Origin of the sequence: Streptomyces sp. 2-1 (assembly GCF_048564895.1) — a bacterium.
Taxonomy (GTDB): Bacteria; Actinomycetota; Actinomycetes; order Streptomycetales; family Streptomycetaceae; genus Streptomyces; species Streptomyces phaeochromogenes.
Window position 1 is genome coordinate 6054178 of the sequence record NZ_CP183383.1, and the last position, 21081, is coordinate 6075258.

The following is a 21081-nucleotide window of genomic DNA, read 5'->3' on the forward strand; positions in this document are numbered from 1 at the left end:
CCACCGCGGCCCTTCGTTCCTGCCGGTTGAGTGACCGTCAGCCGGTGAAGGCCGTAAGTCCCTCGGGTGTGCCCAGGCCCGTCGGGCCGTCGTAGCCCGACTTGGCGGTGCAGAGGTAGCTCGTGGTGCAGGTGCCGTTGCTGCCGCTGGTCACGTCGTTGAGGGCGGACGTGCCGGCTGCCGCGTATGGGAACTTCGCCGGGTAGGAGCTGGTGGAGGGGGTGCCGGCGAGGGCGTACACGCCCGCGATGATCGGGGCCGAGGCGCTCGTGCCGCCGAAGGTGTACCAGCCGGCCGTGACGCCGTAGGAGTCGTAGACCGAGACGCCGGTCGCCGGGTCGGCGACCGCCGAGACGTCCGCGATCGCTCGCTTGGTGCAGCCGGTGTCCGTCTGCCAGGACGGCTTCGTGTCGTACGCGGAGCAGCCCGAGCCGGTGCCTTCGGTGCTGCTGGTCGACCAGACCTTCTCGCTCCAGCCGCGGGAGGAGGAGTCGGAGGAGAGGGCGGTGCCGCCGACCGCGGTCACGTACTGGGAGGCCGCCGGGTACTCGGCGCCGTAGCCGCTGTCGCCCGCGCTGACCGTGATCGCGACGCCCGGGTGCTTGAAGTACGAGGTGTCGTAGGAGGAGTCGGAGGACGACTCGCCGCCGCCGTAGCTGTTGGACACGTACTTCGCGCCGAGTGTGACCGCCCTGTTCACGGCCGTGCCGAGGTTGGCCATGGAGGACGACTTGGCCTCGACCAGCAGGATGCTGCAGTTCGGGCAGGTCGCGCTGGCCATGTCGAGGTCGAGGGAGATCTCCTCGGCCCAGCCGCTGTCGGCGGTGGGGAGGGAGGTCGTGGACCCGGTCTGACTGACCTTCTTGAAGCAGCCGTTGGCCGTGGTGCACGAGGAAAGGCCGTAGTACGAGCGGTACTTGGCGAGGTCCGCCTCGGCGTTCGGGTCGTCGTACGCGTCCACGATCGCGATGGTCTCGCCGGAGCCCTTGGAGGAGGCGGCGGACGTCAGGCCGTACGCGTCCTGGAGGTCGCTCGGGCCGTAGCCGGAGGGGGTGGAGGCGTCCGCGGCCTTCGGCGTGACGCCGTCGGCCTTCGCCTCGGCCTTCTGGAAGGCGGTCGTGCCGCCGGTGACGCGCAGCGCCTTGCAGGCCATCCGGCCCTTCGCGGGTGTGGCGCAGGCCCGGGTCCATGTCACCTTGCCGGCCGAGGACTTGGCGGTGGCGGTGGCGGTGGCGGTGGCGTTGGTGGTGGCGGGGGCTGCGGTTGCCTGGCCGGTCGTGGCCAGTCCGGTGAGGACGAGTGCGGCGGCGGCGACCGCGGCGGATCCGATGCGGCTCCATCTGCCGCGTATGGAGAGCCTGTTGGACGGCTTGTTGGTGGATCTTCTGATGGATTTGATGGGTCTGTCGGACGGGGTGTGGGGGGTCGTGGAACGCAACGGACAGCCTCCTGGGCGTGGTTGACCGGGGCGGTGCGGGTGCGGTGTTCGCCGGTGCGGTGTCCCCGGCGGGGGCCTGGGTCGAAAGGATCAAGCGGCCCGCGGATGACCATCCCTTGTTGAGTACGTGACAACAAGGCGCGTCCCGGAATCCTGACTTCCGCCTTACCGAACCCGGCGCCCGCCTTACTGATCAATGGCTGTGCGATGGCAAGGGGCTGGCTGTGGCTTGACCCGACTCACAGGAATGACGAGCCACGCCTATATTTGCTTGCGCTTATATAAGTGAGTAGTGATACGTTGATGCCGTGCACGCATTCGACGTACTCGGGGATCCCGTACGCCGCCGGATCCTTGAGCTGCTCGCCGACGGTGAGATGAGCTCCGGGGCCGTCTCGGAGGTCATGAAGGAGGAGTTCGGGATATCGCAGCCGGGCGTCTCGCAGCATCTGAAGGTGCTGCGGGAGAACGGCTTCGCCACGGTCCGGCCGGAGGGGACCCGGCGGCTCTACGCCGTCAACTCCGACCCGTTGCGCGACATCGACGCGTGGCTGGCCCGCTTCCGGCATTTCTGGACCCCCCACCTGGACGCCCTGGCCACCGAACTGGCCCGGGGCAAGCGCGAGCGCCGGCTCCGTGAGTCCGCTGACGGCCCCGGCGGCGACGAACCCGTACAGCAGAGGAGCAACCCATGATCGACGTCACCCACCAGATCAACGCCGTGCGGCGCCGGGTCGGCAGCCGTGTCATCGAGGCCGGCGAGGGTCACGTGGTGACCTTGAGCCAGACGTACGACACGACCGTCGAGGACCTCTGGGACGCCTGCACCAACCCCGAGCGCATTCCGCGCTGGTTCCTGCCCGTCACCGGTGACCTCCGCGTCGGCGGCAAGTACCAGCTGCAGGGCAACGCCAACGGCACCGTCGAGAGCTGCGATCCGCCCCGCGGCTTCACCGCGACCTGGGAGTTCGCCGGGGACGTCACCTGGATCGAGCTCCGGCTGACCCCCGAGGCGGACGGCGGTACGCGCTTCGAGCTCGACCACATCGCCCCCGACGACGACGAGAAGTGGGCCCAGTTCGGCCCCGGAGCCGTCGGCGTCGGCTGGGACATGGCCCTCATCGGCCTCACCCTGCACCTGTCCACCGGCGAGGCCGTGAACCCCGAGGAGGCCATGGCCTGGTTCGCCACCGAGGAGGGACTCCGGTTCGTGACCCTGAGCAGCGAGGCCTGGTACGCGGCGAGTGTCTCCGACGGTGAGGCGGAGGAGGTCGCACGGGCGCGGGCCGACCGGACGACCGCGGCGTACACCGGGGCCGAGTCGGGCTGAGGCCGGGTCTAGGGGGACCCGTCCCCCGCACCCTCCACGCCCTCCACGAAGTGGTCGAACTCGCCTGCCTGTACGCCGAGTACGAAGGCGTCCCACTTCTTCTGGGTCGTCGTGACGACCGTCTCCGGGTCGCTGGTCTCGCGGATGTAGACGAGGTCGTTGTCGCCGAAGGCGAGCTCGATCCAGGGGCCCGGGCCGGTCGCCTCCGGCGGGGCGGCGCGTTCCCAGGTGAGGTTCGCGGGGATGTCAGACATGGGCCGGGTTCTCTTTGAGTACGTGGATGAGGGCGGCGAAGGCCTGGGGGGTGGCCCCGAGTATGGAGTGGGCGGGGTCGCCGCTTTCGGTGAGGTGGATGGCGCCGGAGGGCGTGTTGGCTATGTGTACGCAGGAGTTGCCTTGGGCGCAGTAGGACGACTTCTGCCAGGTGGGCTCGGGCATCTTGGGTTTCCTCACAGGTCCTGGACGACTTTGTGGATGAAGTCCCGCGACTCCACGGGTGGGAGCGCGCTCGCCTCCATCCGATCCAGCAGTACGCGGTACTTGTCCAGCTGGGCCTCGGAGTCGAGGAACGCCGGGCCGTGGGACTGGTCGAGGTTCACGGTGTCGAGCTGTGGCACCGGACCGTCGGAGTAGTAGATGGACTGGCCCGACCCCGGGAACGTACCGGCGTCGAACGGGATCACGTGGAGGGTGACGTGGTCCCGCTCGCTCATGTTCAGCAGGTGCTGGAGCTGAGCCCGGGTCACCGCCGCCCCGCCGAACTTCATGCGCAGGGCCGCCTCGTGGATGATCGCCTGGTGCGGGGTGGGGGAGTCCCGGTAGAGCACGGCCTGGCGCTTCACGCGGAAGGACACTCGGTGCTCGATGTCGGGCGGGGACATCTCCGGTACGTCCTGGCGGAAGATCTCGCGGGCGTAGTCCGTGGTCTGGAAGAGGCCGGGGATGTGCACTGTGACGGCCGTGCGCAGTCGGGTGGCGTGGTGCTCGACTTCGGCGAGGTCGAGCAGTACGGCGGGCAGGAGTTCGCGGTACTGCTCCCACCAGCCACGTGCCCGTTCCGCGGCCATGCCGCTGAGTGCCTCGACGAGGGCCTTGTCCCCGCAGTCGTAGTGGCACGCCAGTGTGCGGACCCGCTCCGGGCTGACGCCGGCGCGTCCGGCTTCCACATTGCTGATCTGGTTCTGCTGCACGCCGAGCAGTCGGCTGGCCTGCGTGGACGTAAGGCCTGCACGCTCCCGGAGTTTGCGCAGCTCGGTGCCCAGACGGAGTTGACGACCCGTCGGGTTGCTTCTCACGGGTTGCCCCGCCTCCCTTTCACTCACACGAGTGGTTGATCAGTGCTTTCCCAGGAATCGTGTAAGTACTTAGATTTACGCCGCTACCTTATTGCCCAGGCGCCCCGCTCAGAAGTACCCCGCTCGACGGAGCGACCGCGGTCACTGAGCAACCGTCCAACTCCCCTCCGTGATCGGAGACTTCCGATGGCAACCGTATCCCCGTCCTGGGCCTACACCCTTCAACTCCCGCACGATCCCCGCGCACCGGGCATCGCCCGCGCAACCCTCCGCACGGTCCTCGCCGCGCACGACCTCGCCCGGCTCGCCCCCACGGCGGAGCTGCTCGCCGCCGAGTTGCTCACCAACGCCCATCTCCATACCGACGGCCCGTACGCCCTGCGTCTGCGCGCCGCCGAGGCCGGGCGGCTGCGGATCGGCGTGTGGGACTCCGACCCGACCGTCCCGCGAGGCTTCGACGCCCCCGGTGTCGTACCGCCGGACACCTCCGAGAGCGGGCGCGGGCTGCACCTCGTACGGGCGTGTGCGGACACGTGGGGCGCGTACGCGCTGGGGGGAGACCGGGGCGGGAAGCTGCTGTGGGCCGAGTGTCGGTGTGATGGCCTACGGTGATTGAACGTGATCGGAGAGTGAGGGAGGGGTGGCGTGACACAGCTTGAACAGCGACGCAAAGGGGCCGCGTGCGCACGTACGGGCAGTGAGGCCGAGGCAGCGCCGGAGACCGCACAGTACGGTGGGATCGATGCCGAGCGGGATGTCGGGCCTCCCATCGACCCCGCTCGCGCAGCCACCGAGGTGGAGGGATGGAGGCAGCGAGCAATGGCCGTATCGCCCTATCCACGACCCCGCCCGGGGAATCTGCGCGAGATCGCCGAGAAGATCGAGAACGCGTCGGGTCTGCGGGTGCAGATCGTGGGAGGAAAGCTCGTGATGTCCCCGTCGCCGCGTGGGAAACACGCGGGTGTGGTGGTGCGACTGCGTCGGCAGCTGGAGGCGGTTCTGCCCGAAGGGCTGGGCGCGTACGAGATGTCCTCGATCGCGTTGCCGGAGGAGCCGGACGACTATGTGACGCCGGATCTGATCGTGCTGCCCATCGAGTGGGAGGAAGATGACGACTGGCTGGCCGCTCCTGAGGACGCGGTGCTGGCGATGGAGGTGATCTCCCAGTCCGAGAAGTCCAGGGAGATCAGGGACAAGGCTGACTGGTACGCGGTCGCCCGTGTTCCCGTCCTCCTCGTCGTCGACCCCCGCAAGGGCACCTGGGCCCTGCACACCCGCCCGGACAACGGCGCCTATCAGGACGTGCTGCCCGGCAAGTTCGGCGAATCCGTGCCGCTGCCTGCGCCGCTCGGCTTCGAGGTTGCCACTGATCGGTTCCCCCTGTACGGCGATTCGCCACGTGCCGGGCGACGTACCGGCGCGTAGGAGTCGGGGACCGTTTCGCTGACCCGGTTCATACAGGATTCTCAGGTGAGGCCAGGCGTTTCTCTCACCCCGCCCGGCAAGGCTTCCTCCGATGAAGCGCCCCATCCGTCTCCCCCTCCTCGTCGCCGTTGCGCTGCTGGCCACCGGGTCGGTTCCCGTGGCGGTGGCGCACGGGCGGGTGCGTACGCCCAAACCGCTCGGCGATACGACGACGGCTCCCGTGAGTGCCGAGAACGCGCGGGTGGGAGTGCTCGTCAGGGGTGGGGTGCACTACTGCACCGCCTCCGTCGTGCACAGCGAGGGGCGGGATCTCATCGTCACTGCCGCTCACTGTCTGACTGGGAGTGGGAGTGGGGGCATCGAGTTCGTGCCCGGGTATCGGGACGGGAAGGCGCCGTACGGGGAGTGGGCCGTGACGCGGACGTATGTCGGCGACGGGTGGAAGGGGCGGCAGGACGAGGACAGTGATGTGGCGTTCGCTCGTGTTGTCTCCCGGGGTGGGGAGGAGGTCGAGGACCTGGTCGGGGGTAATCGGCTGGTTGCCGGGCCGGGGCTGAGTTCGGTGGGGGAGGCCGTCACGGTTGTCGGGTATCCCAAGGCGCGGGAGGCGCCCGTGTGGTGCACGAACATCTCCACGGCGTACGGCGACAGTCAGCAGCGAATCGAGTGTCCGGGGTACACCGGGGGTACCAGTGGGAGTCCGTGGATCGATGCGCGGGGGCGGGTCGTCGGGGTGCTGGGTGGGTTCCAGCAGGGCGGTGCCACTGATGACGTGTCGTACAGCGTGGTCCTTGGGGGCGAGGTCGCCGCGTTGTACGGGGAGGCGTCGAAGTGACCTGTGTGAAAAGGTCAGTTGGGTGGAGGCACTCAGAGAACGGGATCCCGCCCACATAGGCGCGTACACGTTGCTCGCCCGGCTGGGGGCGGGCGGGATGGGGCAGGTGTACCTCGGGCGGTCGCCCGGTGGGCGGCTCGTGGCGATCAAGGTCATCCGGGACGAGATCACCGACCATCCCGAGGCGCTGGCACGGTTCCGGCGCGAGGTGGAGACGGCTCGGGCGGTGCGAAGCGCGTACACGGCGAACCTGATCGATGCGTCGCTGGATGCGGCGCCCTACTGGCTCGCCACGGAGTATGTGTCGGGGCCGACACTCGGTGGGGCCGTCGCCGCGCGCGGGGCGCTGCCGCCCGAGACGTGCCGTGGACTGTTCGCCGCCCTCGCGGAAGGCCTGGCGGCCGTGCACGAGCACGGCGTCACGCACCGGGACCTCAAGCCGCAGAACGTCATACTCGCGGCCCAGGGCCCCCAGCTCATCGACTTCGGGATAGCGCGGGGCGCCGGGCAGACGGCGCTCACCGAAGCGGGGTCCGCGCCAGGCACGCCCGGCTTCGCCGCTCCCGAGGTGTTGATACGCAACGAGGTCGGGCCCGCGGCCGACGTGTTCGCACTCGGAGCGACCATCGCGTACGCGGCGACCGGACGGCCCCCGTTCGGCAGGGGCGAGCCCGCCGGGGTGAGTTACCGGGCCGTCCACGAAGCCATCGATCTCGCGGGCGCCGAACCACAGTTGGCGCAGCTGGTAGAGGCGTGCGTCGCCAAGGACCCGGCCGCGCGGCCCGCTCTGGCCGAGGTCATCGCGCGATGCGGGGTGCGGACGGCACTGGTCGAGGACCCGTCGTACGGAGGACTCGCCGGTCTGGGCGAGCCGGTGCCGCAGACGCCTCCGCAGGGCGTTCCGCCGGCCCCGGCCGTCCCGCCCTTGGGGCCGCACGAGTTGCCGACGGCCTCGGCTTCGACTCCGGGCGCCTATGGGTACACACCCACTCAACTCTCCGGACCCGCGCGTCGGCGTACGCGGCCCTGGATGGTCGCCGTGGCGATGGGCCTCGTGGTGGGGGTCGGGGCGGCCTTCGTCCTGCTTCAGCAGGAGCAGGACAAGGGGCGTGAGGGTGGCGAGGGCGGCGGCAAGTCGCCCAGCGGCGCCGCGAGTTCACCGTCTTCCGGCTCGGGTGGGGAGAAGGGCGGGGTGCCCGCCTACGCGGGGGACAAGATCGACCGCAATCTCTGGGACTCGGGCAAGGGCCAGTGCAACCTGCCCTATGAGGAGCGGCCGAGCGAGAAGTTCCTGACGTCCGTCTCCGATCCCGACGATCCGGAGCCCAAGGACCCGGCGACGATCAAGTTCGATGACAAGGTGGAGATCGGCTTCGCCGACATGGCGACGTCCGCCCAAGACACCAAACAGCCGTTCTACGTCACCATCAGCGTCAAGCCGCCCCACGACATCGACCCGAGCACCGGAAAGCCCGTGGAGGGGCTGCTGAGCGCCAACGCGAACGTGGGCTACACCAGCAAGCCGGTCGACCTCTACGGGGGCGACGGCCCGACCGAGTGGAAGTACGTCACGTATCCGGACGACTTTCGCAACTATCCCGAGGGCCTCGAGCCGATCTCTGCCATCCCTCTGCTCAACGACCCGGGAGACTGGACCGTGCAGTTCCACCACATCCGGACTCCCGATGAGTACTCGAGCATCATGTGCACCGGCTTCACAGCATCGAAATGACGCCACCCTCGCCGGAATGGCCTTGAACAGCACCGATGTGGGGGAGAGTTGAGCCGTGCGAAAAGTATGGGTGGCAGGGAGCATCGCGGCCGGGCTCGGGCTCAGCTTCGTGATGCTGCTCGTCGTCGGGGTGTACATGGTGGCCGGGAATCTGGCCAACGGCGTTGGGCAGGGGGCCAAGGGCCTCGCCAAAGGTGCCGTGCCGGCCGCATACCAGACGCTCGTGCAGAAATGGGGCAACCTCTGCCCCGCCATCAGCCCACCGCTGCTCGCCGCCCAGCTCTACCAGGAGAGCGGTTGGGATCCGGACGTCGTCAGCCATGCCGACGCGCGCGGCATCGCCCAGTTCATCCCCGGCACGTGGGCCTCTCACGGAATCGACGGCGACGGTGACGGCGACCGCGACATCTGGGATCCGAATGACGCGATTCCATCGGCCGCCTCGTACGACTGCGAACTCGCAAAGTACGTGAAAGACGTGCCCGGAGACGTCACGAACAACATGCTCGCCGCCTACAACGCGGGCGCTTACCGCGTCATAAGGTCGGGCGGAGTGCCGGCGATCACCGAGACCCAGAACTACGTCAAGCGGATCCGCACGCTGGAGGAGAGTTTCGCCAAGCCGGTCACCCGTGTCGACCCCTCCAAGCAGGCCGCCGGGGCCATTTACTACGCGCAGAAGAAACTCGGGACGCTGTATCTCTGGGGTGGGAACGGTACCGCTGACCAGGGCGGACGTTTCGACTGTTCGGGGCTGACGAAGGCCTCGTACGAGAGTGTGGGGATCACCCTGCCGCGGGTCGCCAACGACCAGTACAACGCCGGGCCGCACCCGAACCGGGACGAGCTGCTGCCCGGGGATCTGGTGTTCTTCTCGGACGACCTCACCAACTCCCGGGCCATCCGGCACGTCGGGATCTACGTGGGCGGCGGGTACATGATCAACGCGCCCCGGGCGGGTGCCGTGATCCGGTTCGACCCGATCGACACCCCCGACTACTTCGGGGCGACCCGGGTCACCGAAGATGGCGCGAAAGCGTTGCCCACCTCTGTGTGAAACCCTCCCCTGAGCTGCGGCTATGTATCTCTCTTCGATAACGTCTGAGTGATCATTCGGTGGAGGGTGGAACGTATGGAAGGGGAGTGTGCGTTCCTGTTCTCGTAGCCGACGACGGGGGTTGATGGCGCGGCGTACCCGATGGGTGCGTCGGGAAGAAGATGACGAAGGGGCCGTTGCACCATGGCTGGACTCGCCGAATCCGGTTCGAACCCTGACGTTGACTTGCTCTACGACATCAATGGTCTCGCCAAAGACGCGCCGCACTGGTTCGACCGCGTCATGGAGTTCGTGGGCGAGTGGGGGCTCCTGCTCGCCATGGTGATGCTGGTGCTCTGGTGCTGGCTCACCGTGCGGAAGCGGGGTGGCGAGGATGCCGCCTCGTCCGTCGCCGCGCTGATCTGGGCACCGCTCGCCGCCGGTGTCGCCGTACTCGTGAATGTGCCGATACGGGGATTTGTGGAGCGCCCCCGGCCTTTTGTCGACCATGACGGGCTGGACGTTCTAATCGGCGGCAAGAGCGACTTTTCGTTCGTGAGCGATCACGCGACTCTCATGATGGCGATGGGGGTCGGGCTGTTCGTCGCGAATCGGAAGTTCGGCATCGTGGGGATAGTGCTGGGTCTGTTCGGCGGGTTCTGCCGGGTTTATATGGGCGTGCACTATCCGACCGATGTCATCGGTGGCTTTGCGCTCGGGACCGCTGTGGTTCTGCTGCTTTCGCCGCTTGCGATGGCTTTGCTCACGCCGGTTGTGGCTGCGGTGGAGAGGTCGCCTCGGGTGGGGTGGCTGGTGAGCGCGCGTGGTGCCTCCGGGAAGCCGGGGAAAGTGATTCCCGGGGCTCGGAGTGAGGTTGAGGCGGAGGAGCGGGATCTCGCGGCGTAGGTGGGTGGGGGCTGGTTGCGCACAGTTCCCCGCGCCCCTGGAAGCCAAGAGGTTGCGCAGTTCCTCGCGCCCCCGAAGACAAAAGACTGCGCCGTTCCCCGCGCCCCCAAAGGCAAAAGACTGCGCCGTTCCCCGCGCCCCTGTAGGGCGCGCCCCGGTCGGCCCGTGCCCTACAGCGACTGCGGGAACTTGAAGAAGGTCTCCGGGTCGTACTTCTTCTTCAGAGACTTGAGGCGGGGGGCCGCCTCGCCGTAGTACGCCTTGCGCCAGTTGGTGAGGGTCGGGTCCGTGTAGTTCTGGTAGGCCGCGCCTGATGCGTACGGCCTCATCGCCGTGTGGGCCTCGGCCAGCCAGGAGTTGGACGTGGTGCCGGAGGTTCCCGGGCGCCAGGCGGCGATGTACTGGGCCAGCATGCGCGAGCGGCGGTGGACGAAGGCCGTTGCCGTGGGGTCGATTCTGTTGATGGCGCCGCCCAGGGCGGTCAGGGCGATGCTGCCCGTGCTGCCCCGGACCCCCGATATCTGGGCGAGCAGCGTCCGGATGCCCGCCGCCGAGATCGAGCGGTCGAAGAAGTCCGAGCGGCCCGCGTACGTCTCGCGGCCCAGGGCGCCCTGGGGGGAGCGGCCCGGTGTCGCGCCCGGGAGGTGGCACTGGGCGTCGTCCGGGAAGGTCGAGCAGCCCGCGTACACCTCCATCGACTCCTCGTAGGAGCGGCGCTTGAGGGAGACGCTGCGGGCGGAGGCGCCGATGCGGTCGGCGAGTCGGTCCACCGCGTTCTGGAGTTCGCCGTACGTGCCCAGGGAGAAGGCCGAGACGGAGACCGTGGGCGTGCCGCCGGCCGCGTTCTCGAAGTGGCACGAGGACCAGATCTCGTCGGGCTGGTCGGGGCCCCACTCCTGCCAGGCCCCGAGGACGGCGGCGGCCCTGGACCACGGCCAGGACATGTACGCCGCGACGCCCTGCGGCGCCGGGTGGGTCTTGAAGCGGAGCTCGGTGACGACGCCGAAGTTGCCGTTGCCCGCGCCGCGCAGGGCCCAGAAGAGGTCCTCGTTCTCCGTCGCGCTCGCGGTGAGCTGCTTTCCGGCCGCCGTGATCAGGGTCGCCTGGGTGAGGCTGTCGCACGTCAGGCCGTAGGCACGGGACACGACGCCGTGGCCGCCGCCCAGGGTCAGGCCCGAGACGCCGACCGTCGGGCAGGAACCGGCCGGGATCGTGACGCCCTTCGCCGCGAGCGCGCGGTAGACGTCGATGAGCTTGGCGCCCGCGCCGACCACGGCCTCGTTGCCGGAGGCCCGGACCTTGGAGAGCTTCGAGATGTCGAGGACCAGCCGGCCGTCGCCCGAGGACCAGCCCGCGTACGAGTGGCCGCCGTTGCGGATCGAGACGGGGACGGCGTGGGACCGGGCGTACGCGAGTGTCGTACGGATGTCCTCGGCGTGAGCGACGTACGCGACGGCCGTCGGCTTCAGCGAGTCGAAGCGGGTGTTGTAGAGCTGGCGGGCCGCCGCCCAGTTCGCCTCGCCCGGGCGGACCAGGGGGCCGTCCAGGTCCCGCGCCAGGGCCTTGAGGTCCGCCGCGGTGCTCGTCTTCCTCACCGGTGTGCCGGACGTACGGGCCTCCTCACCGGCCCGCGGCCCGGAACCCCCGCCGGTGCCGCCGGCGCCGCTGGTGCACGCGGCCGAAACCGCCGTCGCCGCGAGCGCGGCGCCGCCACCTATGAACGTACGCCGTTGCATGTGCGCCTCCCGTTGTTCCCGTGGAACGAGACGGGTCCACGGTCCGCCGGGTTCCACGGGCGGGTCCCGGGAATCGCGTACGCGACTGCTCGGGACCGCCGATTTTCGGCCATGGGGGCGCTGGAGCATGCGGGGTGGGTGCAGGGGTGAGAGGAGGGGCGGGAGCGGTGAGAAGCGGGCGGAAGAGGGGAGTGATGCTTCCGAAGGAGGTGGTTCCGGTAGCCGGGACCCTCACGTGTTCTACCCGTAAGCGTTCCGTGACCTCACCGCACTGACGGCAGGGGTTCACCCTCCGTTCACCCACGGCCATCGGCCGCTTCACCTGATCTGCCTAATTTCGGCCTTACCCGGTACGTCGTGCGAGCAGAAGCCCGCTCACGTACCAATCGATATCAGTTGTCAGCAGCAGTACGACGGCAGTCTCGTGCGGACGAGAGGCTGCACCACGACCTCGCACGCCGCCAGTAGACGGCGGCTCCTGGAAGGAACTCCCGAAAGTGAAGCTTCAGCGCAAGAACCGGCTTCGCGCCCTTTCGCTCGGTGCTGTCGCCGTCTCCGGCGCCCTGGCGCTGACGGCGTGCGGCTCCGACGACACCGGCGGCGGCAGCGGCGACTCCAGCGCGCCCGCGGCCAACAGCGCCATCAAGTGTGACGACGCCAAGGGTGAGCTGCTCGCGGCCGGCTCCTCCGCGCAGAAGAACGCGGTCGACGCCTGGGTCAAGCAGTACACGGCCTCCTGCAAGGACGTTCGGATCAACTACAACCCGAACGGCTCCGGCGCCGGTATCACCAACTTCCTCCAGGGCCAGACCGCCTTCGCCGGCTCGGACTCCCCGCTGGACGCCGAGGAGATCACCAAGTCCGCCGAGGTCTGCAAGGACAGCCAGGCCATCGACCTGCCGATGGTCGGCGGCCCGATCGCCGTGTCGTACAACCTCCCGGGTGTGGACGACCTCGTCCTGGACGCCCCGACCCTGGCCAAGATCTTCGACGACAAGATCAAGACCTGGAACGACGAGGCGATCAAGAAGCTGAACCCCGAGGCGAAGCTGCCGAGCACCAAGATCCTGACGTTCCACCGCTCGGACGACTCCGGCACCACGGACAACTTCACCAAGTACCTGAAGGCCGCGGCCGCCTCGGACTGGAAGTACGAGGGCGGCAAGGCCTGGCAGGCCAAGGGCGGCCAGTCCGCCACGGGTTCGTCCGGTCTCGCCCAGCAGGTGACCCAGACCGCCGGCGCGATCTCCTACATGGAGCTCTCGTACGCCAAGGACGCCCAGACGGTCCACGTCAAGACCGATGCGGCCACGCCCGTCGAGGCCACCGTCGACAACGCCACCAAGGCGATCGCCGAGGCCAAGGTCGTCGGCGAGGGCAAGGACCTCGCCCTTGAGCTGAACTACAAGCCCACCGCCGAGGGCGCGTACCCGATCACCCTCGTGACGTACGAGATCGCGTGCGAGAAGGGCAACAAGGCGGAGACCCTCGCCGCCACGAAGTCCTTCCTCACCTACCTCGCCAGCGAGGAGGGGCAGGCCATCCTCAAGGACGCCAGCTACGCCCCGATGCCCGAAGAGATCATCACGAAGGTCCGCACGACCGTCGCCGGCCTGAGCTGACCCAAGTGTGCGGCCCGCACCGGTAGCAACCGGAGCGGGCCGCACCGTCCGGTGCACCGCCGCCTGGAGCCCGCACCCCGAGGTTCCGCAGACCGGAGAACCCAATGGACATATCTACTCAAGACGCTCCAGTTCCTCCCCCCACCACACAGACCACAGAGCAGAAGCGCGCCGCACGCGGTGCCACCCGCCCCGGAGACCGGGTCTTCCTCGGTCTCTCGCGAGGCTCGGGCATCCTGCTCCTGGTGATCATGGCCGCGATCGCGGTCTTCCTCACCTACCGCGCGGCTCTCGCCATCTCCGAGGACGAGGCCAACTTCCTCACCGCCTTCGAGTGGGAGGCCAACGCCGACCCGCCGAAGTTCGGTATCGCGGTCCTCGCCTACGGCACGATCGTCTCCTCGGTCATCGCCATGGTGATCGCGGTCCCGATCTCCGTGGGCATCGCGCTGTTCATCACGCACTACGCCCCGCGCAGGATCGGCGGGCTGATCAGCTACGTGATCGACCTGCTGGCCGCCGTCCCGTCCATCGTGTACGGCCTCTGGGGCGCCCTCGTCCTCGTACCGCACATGGACGGTCTGTTCGGCTGGCTCGACTCGTACTTCGGCTGGACGGGCATCTTCGACTGGCAGGGCGGCCCCGCGCGCTCCCTGTTCACCGTCGGCATCCTGCTCGCGATCATGATCCTGCCGATCGTGACCAACGTGAGCCGTGAGGTCTTCCGCCAGGCGCCGCAGATGCACCAGGAAGCCGCGCTCGCCCTCGGCGCCACGCGCTGGGAGGTCATCCGGATGTCGGTGCTGCCCTTCGGTCGCTCCGGCGTCATCTCCGCCTCGATGCTGGGCCTCGGCCGCGCGCTCGGCGAGACGATGGCCGTCGCCACGGTGCTCTCGCCGTCCTTCCTCATCGAGACCAGCCTGCTCGACCCGGGCGGCGGCACGTTCGCCCAGAACATCGCCAGCAAGTTCGGTGAGGCCACCGAGACGGGCCGCAACGCCCTGATCGCCTCCGGTCTGGTCCTCTTCGTCATCACCCTGCTGGTCAACGGCGCGGCCCGTGCGATCATCGCCCGCCGCAAGGAGTACTCGGGGGCCAACGCATGAGCAACGTCGTCATGGACAAGCGCCCCGAGCGTCCCAGCAGCAATCTGCAGGGCTCGCGGCTTCCCAAGTGGACCCCGTGGGCGGTCGCCGTGGGCTCCGTGGGCGCCGGCCTCGGCATCAGCGCCGCCGCCGGGCTGGAGAGCAGCATCCAGTGGGCGCTGATCGCCGCGCTGCTGTTCGTCCTGGTCAGCTACGGTCTCGGCGTCAAGGTCGAAGGCAGCCGGCAGGCCAAGGACCGGTTCGCGACCAGCCTCGTCTGGGTCGCGTTCCTCCTCGCCGTCATCCCGCTGGCCTCCCTCATCTGGGAGACCATCAGCCGCGGTGTGAAGGTGCTCGACTTCTACTTCCTGAGCCACTCGATGGGTGTGGTCGCCGACTCGGAGGTCGGCGGTGGTATCAACCACGCCATCATCGGAACCCTGGAGCAGGTCGGCCTCGCCACGGTGATGGCCGTGCCGGTCGGTGTGCTCACGGCGGTCTACCTCGTCGAGTACGGGCGCGGAAAGCTCGCGCAGACGGTCACCTTCTTCGTCGACGTCATGACGGGCATCCCGTCGATCGTCGCGGGTCTGTTCATCCTGGCGATCATGCTTCAGCTGAAACTGGAGCCCTTCGGGTTCGCCGGTTCGCTGGCTCTCGCCATCCTGATGATGCCGGTGGTGGTCCGCTCCACGGAGGAGATGCTCAAGCTCGTACCGAACGAGCTGCGCGAGGCCTCGCTGGCCCTGGGCATCCCGAAGTGGCGCACCATCATCAAGGTGGTTCTGCCGACGTCCATCGGTGGTATCACCACCGGTGTGATGCTCGCCGTCGCGCGCATCGCCGGTGAGACCGCGCCCGTACTGCTTCTGGTGTGGGGCAGCGCCTTCATCAACAACAACCCGTTCGAGGGCGCTCAGGCGTCGCTGCCGCTCTACATCTACCAGCAGTACGCTCAGAGCGCCGGCAACGCCGCAGCCTACGACCGTGCCTGGGCCGCGGCACTCGTGCTGATCATCATCGTCATGATCCTCAACCTCGCGGCCCGCGGCATCGCCCGCTGGAAGGCCCCGAAGACCGGTCGCTGACGCGGCCATACAGCGACCAGACTTACCCCCGCGAAAGAAGTAGATCCCATGGCCAAGCGAATCGACGTAAGCGGACTGACCGCTTACTACAGTGCCCACAAGGCAATCGAAGACATCTCGATGACCGTCGAGCCGCGTTCGGTGACGGCCTTCATCGGTCCGTCCGGCTGCGGCAAGTCCACCTTTCTGCGCACGCTGAACCGTATGCACGAGGTCACGCCCGGCGGGCGGGTCGAGGGCAAGGTGCTCCTGGACGACGAGGACCTGTACGGGCACGGGGTCGACCCCGTGGCCGTGCGCCGCACCATCGGCATGGTCTTCCAGCGGCCGAACCCCTTCCCGACCATGTCGATCTTCGACAACGTGGCGGCCGGGCTCAAGCTCAACGGCTCCTACAAGAAGTCCGAGCTGAGCGATGTCGTCGAGAAGTCGCTCAAGGGCGCGAACCTCTGGAACGAGGTCAAGGACCGGCTGAACAAGCCGGGGTCCGGGCTTTCCGGTGGTCAGCAGCAGCGGCTGTGCATCGCGCGGGCGATCGCCGTCGAGCCGCAGGTGCTGCTGATGGACGAGCCCTGCTCGGCGCTCGACCCCATCTCGACGCTGGCCATCGAGGACCTGATCGGTGAGCTGAAGGAGCGCTTCACGATTGTCATCGTGACGCACAACATGCAGCAGGCGGCGCGGGTGTCCGACCGGACGGCGTTCTTCAACCTCTCCGCGGTCGGTCAGCCCGGGCGGCTCATCGAGATAGACGACACGGAGCGGATCTTCTCCAATCCGTCCGTGCAGGCCACGGAGGACTACATCTCCGGGCGCTTCGGCTGAGCGGTTGCGCTCCGCTTGTTCTCCCGACTCCCCGCGGTGCTGCATGGCGGTGCCACCGCGGGGCCCAATAGGGCCCGCCCCCCGGCTTCCGGGGGGCGGGCCCGTCGGTTTTTCTTTTCGCCCCCGCCGCCCCTACCCTCCCCCACTCTCGGCTTCGCTCGAGCGGGGGGACCCCCATCGTCCCCTGGGGCTCCGCCCCAGACCCCGTGGGGTGTTTGTCGGGTGCGGGTTGGCTGTTGCTGGCCGCGCAGTTCCCCGCGCCCCTGAAAACCTAGGGGCGCGGGGAACTGCGCAGTCTTTTGGGGGTTCGGGGGCGGAGCCCCTGAGCCAGGGATGGCGAGAAAGGCCCTACACGAACGCCAGGTTCACGATCCAGAAGCTGGCCGCTGCCACCAGCGCCGCCGCCGGCATCGTGATGAACCAGCCGAGGATGATGTTCTTGGCGACGCCCCAGCGGACGGCGTTCACGCGCTTGGTGGCGCCGACGCCCATGATGGCGGAGGTGATCACATGCGTGGTGGAGATCGGCGCGTGGAAGAGGAACGCCGAGGTGAACATGATCGAGGCACCGGTCGTCTCCGCGGCGAACCCCTGCGGCGGATCCAGCTCGATGATCTTCCGGCCGAGCGTCCGCATGATGCGCCAGCCACCCGCGTACGTACCGAGTGACAGCATCACCGCACACGCGATCTTGACCCACACCGGGATCGGATCACCCGCGTCCTCGACATCCGCGATGACCAGGGCCATCACCACGATGCCCATCGTCTTCTGGGCGTCCTGAAGACCGTGGCCGAGGGCCATGCCCGCCGCGGACACGGTCTGCGCGATACGGAAACCGCGCTTGGCCTTGTGCGGGTTGGACTTGCGGAACATCCACAGGATCGCGCACATCACCAGATAGCCGGCGACCAGGCCGACGATCGGCGAGACGAACATCGGGATGACGACCTTGTCCAGGACGCCGGACCAGATGACACCGATGCCGCCCGCGAGCGCCGCCCCCACCATGCCGCCGAACAACGCGTGCGAGGAGGAGGACGGGAGGCCGAAGTACCAGGTGACGAGGTTCCACACGATCGCGCCCACCAGCGCGGCGAACAGGATCCACATGCCCTTGTTGCCGTGCGGTGTCTCGATCAGGCCTTCACTGACGGTCTTGGCGACCCCGCTGCCGAGGAACGCGCCGGCGAGGTTCATCACAGCGGCCATCGCGAGCGCGGCCCGCGGCGTCAGCGCGCGCGTGGACACGGAGGTGGCGATGGCGTTGGCCGAGTCGTGGAAGCCGTTGGTATAGGTGAATCCGAGCGCGACACCAATGGTCACGATCAAGGCGAAGGTGTCCATGAAAAGGTCAGGACTCCTTGACCGCGATGGTCTCCACCGTGTTGGCCACGTGCTCGAAGGCGTCGGCGGCCTCTTCCAGCACGTCCACGATCTGCTTGAGTTTCAGTACCTCGATGGCCTCGTACTTGCCGTTGAACAGCATGGCCAGCAGCTTGCGGTGGATCTGGTCGGCCTGGTTCTCCAGACGGTTGACCTCGATCCAGTACTCGGTGAGGTTGTCCATCGTGCGCAGGTTCGGCATGGCCTCGGCGGTCAGCTCGGCCGCCCGGGCCAGCACCTCGATCTGCTGCTCGACGCCCTTCGGGAGATCCTCGACGTTGTAGAGGACGACCAGGTCGACGGCCTCCTCCATGAAGTCCATGATGTCGTCGAGGGACGAGGCGAGGTTGTAGATGTCCTCGCGGTCGAACGGCGTGATGAACGAGGAGTTCAGCTGGTGGAAGATCGCGTGCGTGGCATCGTCACCGGCGTGTTCCGCGGCCCGCATACGCTCGGCGATCTCGGCCCGGCCGGAGGCGTCCGCCCCGAGCAGTTCCATCAGGAGCTTCGAGCCCGTGACGATGTTGTCCGCGGATGCGGCGAACATGTCGTAGAAGCTCGTCTCCCTGGGGGTCAGACGAAATCGCACGTGGGGTCCTCGGATTGCTTGGGTTTCGGTCAGGCTGATGCTAGGCGCATCATCCGGCCACGGCTAACCGGCCGCCCACCAGTGTCGCCCATCGGGCACAGTGATCAGCACGGGGTCCTTCGAGGACGTTGCCCAAGGGCCCTATACCCAGCAAAGTTCGTTACCATATACCCGGTAGGGGTATCAGTCAGCAGGAGGACGCGATGACGACCACCGAGGCCGGCGCCACAGTGCCCTCCGGGGAGTCGCAGGAGGCCGGGGCCCAGGAGATCGTGACCGACCACGACCGCGGGATCCACGGCTACCACAAGCAGAAGGACGAGCACCTCAAGCGGCTGCGGCGCATCGAGGGCCAGATCCGTGGCCTGCAGCGGATGGTCGACGAGGACGTCTACTGCATCGACATACTCACGCAGGTCTCGGCCTCCACCAAGGCCCTCCAGTCGTTCGCCCTCCAGCTCCTGGAGGAGCACCTTCGTCACTGCGTCGCGGACGCGGCCCTCAAGGGCGGCACGGAGATCGACGCGAAGGTGGAAGAGGCCACGAAGGCGATCGGGCGGCTCCTGCGCACGTGATCCCTCCGGGGGGGGAGCCGGTTGTGAGGCCTGCTTGTTGTGTGCGGGACCGTTGTGGCCGAGTGCGCAGTTCCCCGCGCCCCTTACAGGGCGCGAGCTTGCCCGTCAGGCTCAGCCGCCGGTCTTCTCGCCGTGCTCCTCCAGGAAGCGCTCTTCGGCCAGCTTCAGGACCTCGTCGATGCGGTCGGGGCTGAGACGGTCCTCGCGGGCGGCCGAGGCGGCGATGATCAGGTCGCCGCACAGCTCGATCTCGGCGAGGGCCACGTGGTCCTGAACTGCCGTACCGCGCGCCGGAGCCACGTGCATCACCTCTTCCTGCCGTCACCGACTTCCTAGAGTAGGGAGGGGCCCACGGACGGCGCATGGCACCAACGGACCATTTCCGGCCCCGCACATTCCGGCCTCCCTATTCGGCGATCCGTCCGGCGTAGATGTCTTTCGCGTCCGGCAGCCGTACGTCGACGGGGGCTCCGAAGTCGTACAGCAGGGTCGTCGAGGAGACCGCGACCGTACCCTTCTGCTGCCCGTTCACGAAACTGAAGCGGTGGCGGACCTTGCGGATGCGGCCCTCGTCGTCGAGGTAGACGTCGAAGGGGACCGTCGCCGTGGCGAAGCCCTTCGCCGCCGCCCGCAGGGACGCCCGGCTCCCCGGAGAGGCGTCGCGCGCCGCCGCGCCGAGATCGGCCGTACCGCGGTAGTGCCGTACGGCGGTGCCCGCGACCGACGTACGGCCCACGTACGTCGCCTTCCGCGTGCCCCGCAGCAGTTCCGCGGCGGCGAACGGGTCGGTCGCGCCGCCCGTGACCAGGTTCCCGTCGGAGAGCGTGGCCGTGTCGACGCGTACCCACTTGTCGGCCGGGACGCCGGCGCCGCGGTTCTTCATGTAGAGGGCGCCCGGCGCGAGGAGCTCGGTGATCGGGCGGCGCTCGTCGACGCCGGCCGGGTCCTGGGGGAGGAGCACCTTCAGACGGCCCACCTGACCCTTGTAGTCGTAGACGCCCTCGCCGCGGATCGTCACGCGGGTGCCGCCGGTGGCCATCTCCATCGACGTACGCGCCTTGGAACTGCCCGCCCGGACCAGGTTCTCCGCGCTGCGGTGGAGGATCCCGACCGGGTCCTCGGCGGCCCGCGCGTCCTCGGCGGCGGCCCCGGGGCCCGAGCAGCCGGCGGCGCAGACCACCAGCCCCGCCGTCGCGGCGGCCAGGGCGACAGCGCTGCCCCGCAGTCTCAGTTGCCGCTCCACCATCGCCTGCCAACCCCCAGCCGGGCCGTCCTCGCGCGGGCCTCCTGTCGTTCCGCTTAACGACGGGTGGGGGGTGTTGTCACGCGAGGACCCGGGTTGGGGTGCCGTTCACCCGCGGTGGGTACCGTTGTTCCCGTGGCGCAGCAGGAGCAGAGCAACCCTCCGGAACATCACACGACGACGGTCGACCAGGGCCGTTTCTGCCTGGCGCGCTGCACCTGCGGCTGGAGAGGCCCGGCGAGGCGAGCACGCAGCCTGGCCCGCACCGACGCGGAGACCCACTCGACGGCTCCGGCTTGAGCGTGCCCATTCGTCCCTTGAGCGTGCCCCTTCCTCCCTTGAGCCGCGCCCCCTCTTCCAGAGCCGCACCTTCTTCAGGGGCGCACTATCAGGGGCGCGGAGAACTGCGCAGTCTTTTGGCTTTCAGGGTCGCGGGGAAACTGTGCGACAGGCCCCCACCGCACCCACAGTCATAAACGTCCACGCCGCGCAGCGCTACGCGTGCCGCAGCACGGCCAGCAGCTCGTCGACGAGATCCTTGTCGCGGGGCTGGGTGAGGCGGTGGCGGGCTCCCGTCGGGGAGAGCCAGAGGATGCGGTCGACCTCGCGGTTGGGGGCGAAGCGGCCCTCCGTCGCCTCGGCCGCCCAGTAACTGACCTGCTTGGGGCGGTCGTTGGCCATGTAGTGGAGCGTGGCGAGCCGGGGGCCGGTGGCGCAGAGGTAGCCGGTCTCCTCCTCGACCTCGCGCACCGCGCCCGCGAGCGTGGCCTCGTCGCGTTTCAGCTTGCCCTTCGGGTGCGACCAGTCGTCGTACTTCGGCCTGTGGACCAGGCAGATCTCCAGTTCGCCGTCGAACGGCGAGCGGCGCCACAGTACGCAGCCCGCCGCGAGCACGGGGTCTCCGTTCGTCGCGTGCACTGGGCCTCCCATCGCGT

At 68.5% G+C, this 21081-nt stretch carries 23 protein-coding genes; 13 read left to right on the forward strand and 10 right to left on the reverse strand.

The genetic code is table 11. The features are described from left to right. Positions 1-37: 37 nt before the first annotated feature. A complete protein-coding gene (locus ACN20J_RS26805) occupies positions 38-1390 on the reverse strand; it encodes a S53 family peptidase (RefSeq protein ID WP_419668960.1) in 1353 nt (450 codons plus the stop codon). 356 nt (positions 1391-1746) lie between these two features. Between ACN20J_RS26805 and ACN20J_RS26810 the strand changes: the two genes are divergently transcribed. Together ACN20J_RS26810 and ACN20J_RS26815 are read left to right on the forward strand one after the other, a co-directional pair. Further along, a complete protein-coding gene (locus ACN20J_RS26810) occupies positions 1747-2133 on the forward strand; it encodes an ArsR/SmtB family transcription factor (protein WP_190228851.1) in 387 nt (128 codons plus the stop codon). Beyond that, on the forward strand, positions 2130-2768 hold the full coding sequence (locus ACN20J_RS26815; protein ID WP_419666971.1) for an SRPBCC domain-containing protein: 639 nt from the start codon (positions 2130-2132) through the stop codon (positions 2766-2768). The genes ACN20J_RS26810 and ACN20J_RS26815 overlap by 4 nt, the downstream gene beginning before the upstream one ends. A gap of 8 nt (positions 2769-2776) precedes the next feature. Here the strand turns inward: ACN20J_RS26815 and ACN20J_RS26820 are convergent, their stop codons facing one another. The 3 genes from ACN20J_RS26820 to ACN20J_RS26830 are packed head-to-tail and all read right to left on the reverse strand — an operon-like array spanning position 2777 to position 4063. After that, a complete protein-coding gene (locus tag ACN20J_RS26820; protein ID WP_269650197.1) occupies positions 2777-3022 on the reverse strand; it encodes a DUF397 domain-containing protein in 246 nt (81 codons plus the stop codon). Then, positions 3015-3206 carry a DUF397 domain-containing protein gene (locus ACN20J_RS26825; RefSeq protein ID WP_419666972.1) on the reverse strand — a complete coding sequence of 64 codons (192 nt, stop codon included), beginning with the start codon at positions 3204-3206 and terminating at the stop codon, positions 3015-3017. The genes ACN20J_RS26820 and ACN20J_RS26825 overlap by 8 nt, the downstream gene beginning before the upstream one ends. 11 nt (positions 3207-3217) lie before the next feature. Next, a complete protein-coding gene (locus ACN20J_RS26830; protein ID WP_189836702.1) occupies positions 3218-4063 on the reverse strand; it encodes a helix-turn-helix domain-containing protein in 846 nt (281 codons plus the stop codon). A gap of 186 nt (positions 4064-4249) precedes the next feature. Between ACN20J_RS26830 and ACN20J_RS26835 the strand changes: the two genes are divergently transcribed. The 6 genes from ACN20J_RS26835 to ACN20J_RS26860 all read left to right on the forward strand — a co-directional run bounded on the left by ACN20J_RS26835 (position 4250) and on the right by ACN20J_RS26860 (position 9997). Beyond that, positions 4250-4675, forward strand: coding sequence for an ATP-binding protein (locus ACN20J_RS26835; RefSeq protein ID WP_419666973.1), 426 nt, complete (start codon positions 4250-4252; stop codon positions 4673-4675). Between the two features lie 207 nt (positions 4676-4882). Next, a complete protein-coding gene (locus ACN20J_RS26840; protein ID WP_362309412.1) occupies positions 4883-5488 on the forward strand; it encodes a Uma2 family endonuclease in 606 nt (201 codons plus the stop codon). 91 nt (positions 5489-5579) lie between these two features. Further along, positions 5580-6323, forward strand: coding sequence for a trypsin-like serine peptidase (locus ACN20J_RS26845; protein ID WP_419666974.1), 744 nt, complete (start codon positions 5580-5582; stop codon positions 6321-6323). A gap of 22 nt (positions 6324-6345) precedes the next feature. Further along, complete coding sequence (locus ACN20J_RS26850) at positions 6346-8055, forward strand: serine/threonine-protein kinase (RefSeq protein ID WP_362001601.1); 1710 nt, start codon at positions 6346-6348, stop codon at positions 8053-8055. A gap of 112 nt (positions 8056-8167) precedes the next feature. Continuing rightward, positions 8168-9112: a bifunctional lytic transglycosylase/C40 family peptidase gene (locus ACN20J_RS26855; RefSeq protein WP_362001622.1), complete on the forward strand. Its 945-nt coding sequence runs from the start codon at positions 8168-8170 to the stop codon at positions 9110-9112. Between the two features lie 183 nt (positions 9113-9295). Further along, the gene (locus ACN20J_RS26860) at positions 9296-9997 is read left to right on the forward strand and encodes a phosphatase PAP2 family protein (RefSeq protein ID WP_190228857.1); all 702 of its coding nucleotides are present in this window, start codon (positions 9296-9298) and stop codon (positions 9995-9997) included. Positions 9998-10167: 170 nt separating this feature from the next. Here ACN20J_RS26860 and ACN20J_RS26865 read toward each other — a convergent pair whose 3' ends face one another. Beyond that, entirely contained in the window at positions 10168-11733 is a 1566-nt protein-coding gene (locus ACN20J_RS26865) for an FAD-binding oxidoreductase (protein WP_419666975.1), read from the reverse strand. A gap of 497 nt (positions 11734-12230) precedes the next feature. Here ACN20J_RS26865 and pstS point away from each other — a divergent pair, with 497 nt between their 5' ends. From pstS to pstB, 4 genes are all read left to right on the forward strand, one after another. Next, positions 12231-13355, forward strand: a complete 1125-nt coding sequence (gene pstS, locus ACN20J_RS26870) for a phosphate ABC transporter substrate-binding protein PstS (protein ID WP_189836707.1) — start codon at positions 12231-12233, stop codon at positions 13353-13355. 104 nt (positions 13356-13459) lie between these two features. Continuing rightward, positions 13460-14461: a phosphate ABC transporter permease subunit PstC gene (pstC, locus tag ACN20J_RS26875; protein ID WP_189836708.1), complete on the forward strand. Its 1002-nt coding sequence runs from the start codon at positions 13460-13462 to the stop codon at positions 14459-14461. After that, the gene (gene pstA, locus ACN20J_RS26880; RefSeq protein ID WP_419666976.1) at positions 14458-15528 is read left to right on the forward strand and encodes a phosphate ABC transporter permease PstA; all 1071 of its coding nucleotides are present in this window, start codon (positions 14458-14460) and stop codon (positions 15526-15528) included. The genes pstC and pstA overlap by 4 nt, the downstream gene beginning before the upstream one ends. 48 nt (positions 15529-15576) lie before the next feature. After that, positions 15577-16353, forward strand: a complete 777-nt coding sequence (pstB, locus tag ACN20J_RS26885) for a phosphate ABC transporter ATP-binding protein PstB (RefSeq protein ID WP_055612687.1) — start codon at positions 15577-15579, stop codon at positions 16351-16353. A 348-nt stretch (positions 16354-16701) separates the two neighbouring features. On the opposite strand, the gene ACN20J_RS26890 is transcribed toward pstB, so the two are convergent. Both ACN20J_RS26890 and ACN20J_RS26895 read right to left on the reverse strand, forming a co-directional pair. Further along, positions 16702-17700 carry an inorganic phosphate transporter gene (locus ACN20J_RS26890; protein ID WP_189836710.1) on the reverse strand — a complete coding sequence of 333 codons (999 nt, stop codon included), beginning with the start codon at positions 17698-17700 and terminating at the stop codon, positions 16702-16704. 7 nt (positions 17701-17707) lie between these two features. Beyond that, positions 17708-18328, reverse strand: a complete 621-nt coding sequence (locus ACN20J_RS26895) for a DUF47 domain-containing protein (RefSeq protein WP_055614694.1) — start codon at positions 18326-18328, stop codon at positions 17708-17710. A 203-nt stretch (positions 18329-18531) separates the two neighbouring features. Here ACN20J_RS26895 and ACN20J_RS26900 point away from each other — a divergent pair, with 203 nt between their 5' ends. Next, the gene (locus tag ACN20J_RS26900; protein ID WP_189836711.1) at positions 18532-18903 is read left to right on the forward strand and encodes a metal-sensitive transcriptional regulator; all 372 of its coding nucleotides are present in this window, start codon (positions 18532-18534) and stop codon (positions 18901-18903) included. A gap of 111 nt (positions 18904-19014) precedes the next feature. Here ACN20J_RS26900 and ACN20J_RS26905 read toward each other — a convergent pair whose 3' ends face one another. The 3 genes from ACN20J_RS26905 to ACN20J_RS26915 all read right to left on the reverse strand — a co-directional run bounded on the left by ACN20J_RS26905 (position 19015) and on the right by ACN20J_RS26915 (position 21076). After that, a complete protein-coding gene (locus tag ACN20J_RS26905) occupies positions 19015-19209 on the reverse strand; it encodes a hypothetical protein (RefSeq protein WP_189836712.1) in 195 nt (64 codons plus the stop codon). 100 nt (positions 19210-19309) lie between these two features. Further along, positions 19310-20149: a hypothetical protein gene (locus tag ACN20J_RS26910; protein WP_189836713.1), complete on the reverse strand. Its 840-nt coding sequence runs from the start codon at positions 20147-20149 to the stop codon at positions 19310-19312. Positions 20150-20641: 492 nt separating this feature from the next. Further along, a complete protein-coding gene (locus ACN20J_RS26915; protein ID WP_419666977.1) occupies positions 20642-21076 on the reverse strand; it encodes an NUDIX hydrolase in 435 nt (144 codons plus the stop codon). Positions 21077-21081: the final 5 nt, after the last annotated feature.

Excerpts from the sequence above, each read along its gene's own strand:
- ACN20J_RS26815 (WP_419666971.1), top strand. The coding sequence starts at position 2,130 with ATGATCGACGTCACCCACCAGATCAACGCCGTGCGGCGCCGGGTCGGC.
- ACN20J_RS26820 (WP_269650197.1), bottom strand. The coding sequence starts at position 3,022 with ATGTCTGACATCCCCGCGAACCTCACCTGGGAACGCGCCGCCCCGCCG.
- ACN20J_RS26825 (WP_419666972.1), bottom strand. The coding sequence starts at position 3,206 with ATGCCCGAGCCCACCTGGCAGAAGTCGTCCTACTGCGCCCAAGGCAAC.
- ACN20J_RS26835 (WP_419666973.1), top strand. The coding sequence starts at position 4,250 with ATGGCAACCGTATCCCCGTCCTGGGCCTACACCCTTCAACTCCCGCAC.
- ACN20J_RS26840 (WP_362309412.1), top strand. The coding sequence starts at position 4,883 with ATGGCCGTATCGCCCTATCCACGACCCCGCCCGGGGAATCTGCGCGAG.
- ACN20J_RS26845 (WP_419666974.1), top strand. The coding sequence starts at position 5,580 with ATGAAGCGCCCCATCCGTCTCCCCCTCCTCGTCGCCGTTGCGCTGCTG.
- ACN20J_RS26855 (WP_362001622.1), top strand. The coding sequence starts at position 8,168 with ATGCTGCTCGTCGTCGGGGTGTACATGGTGGCCGGGAATCTGGCCAAC.
- ACN20J_RS26860 (WP_190228857.1), top strand. The coding sequence starts at position 9,296 with ATGGCTGGACTCGCCGAATCCGGTTCGAACCCTGACGTTGACTTGCTC.
- ACN20J_RS26865 (WP_419666975.1), bottom strand. The coding sequence starts at position 11,733 with ATGCAACGGCGTACGTTCATAGGTGGCGGCGCCGCGCTCGCGGCGACG.
- pstC (WP_189836708.1), top strand. The coding sequence starts at position 13,460 with ATGGACATATCTACTCAAGACGCTCCAGTTCCTCCCCCCACCACACAG.
- pstA (WP_419666976.1), top strand. The coding sequence starts at position 14,458 with ATGAGCAACGTCGTCATGGACAAGCGCCCCGAGCGTCCCAGCAGCAAT.
- pstB (WP_055612687.1), top strand. The coding sequence starts at position 15,577 with ATGGCCAAGCGAATCGACGTAAGCGGACTGACCGCTTACTACAGTGCC.
- ACN20J_RS26890 (WP_189836710.1), bottom strand. The coding sequence starts at position 17,700 with ATGGACACCTTCGCCTTGATCGTGACCATTGGTGTCGCGCTCGGATTC.
- ACN20J_RS26900 (WP_189836711.1), top strand. The coding sequence starts at position 18,532 with ATGACGACCACCGAGGCCGGCGCCACAGTGCCCTCCGGGGAGTCGCAG.
- ACN20J_RS26905 (WP_189836712.1), bottom strand. The coding sequence starts at position 19,209 with ATGCACGTGGCTCCGGCGCGCGGTACGGCAGTTCAGGACCACGTGGCC.
- ACN20J_RS26910 (WP_189836713.1), bottom strand. The coding sequence starts at position 20,149 with ATGGTGGAGCGGCAACTGAGACTGCGGGGCAGCGCTGTCGCCCTGGCC.
- ACN20J_RS26915 (WP_419666977.1), bottom strand. The coding sequence starts at position 21,076 with ATGGGAGGCCCAGTGCACGCGACGAACGGAGACCCCGTGCTCGCGGCG.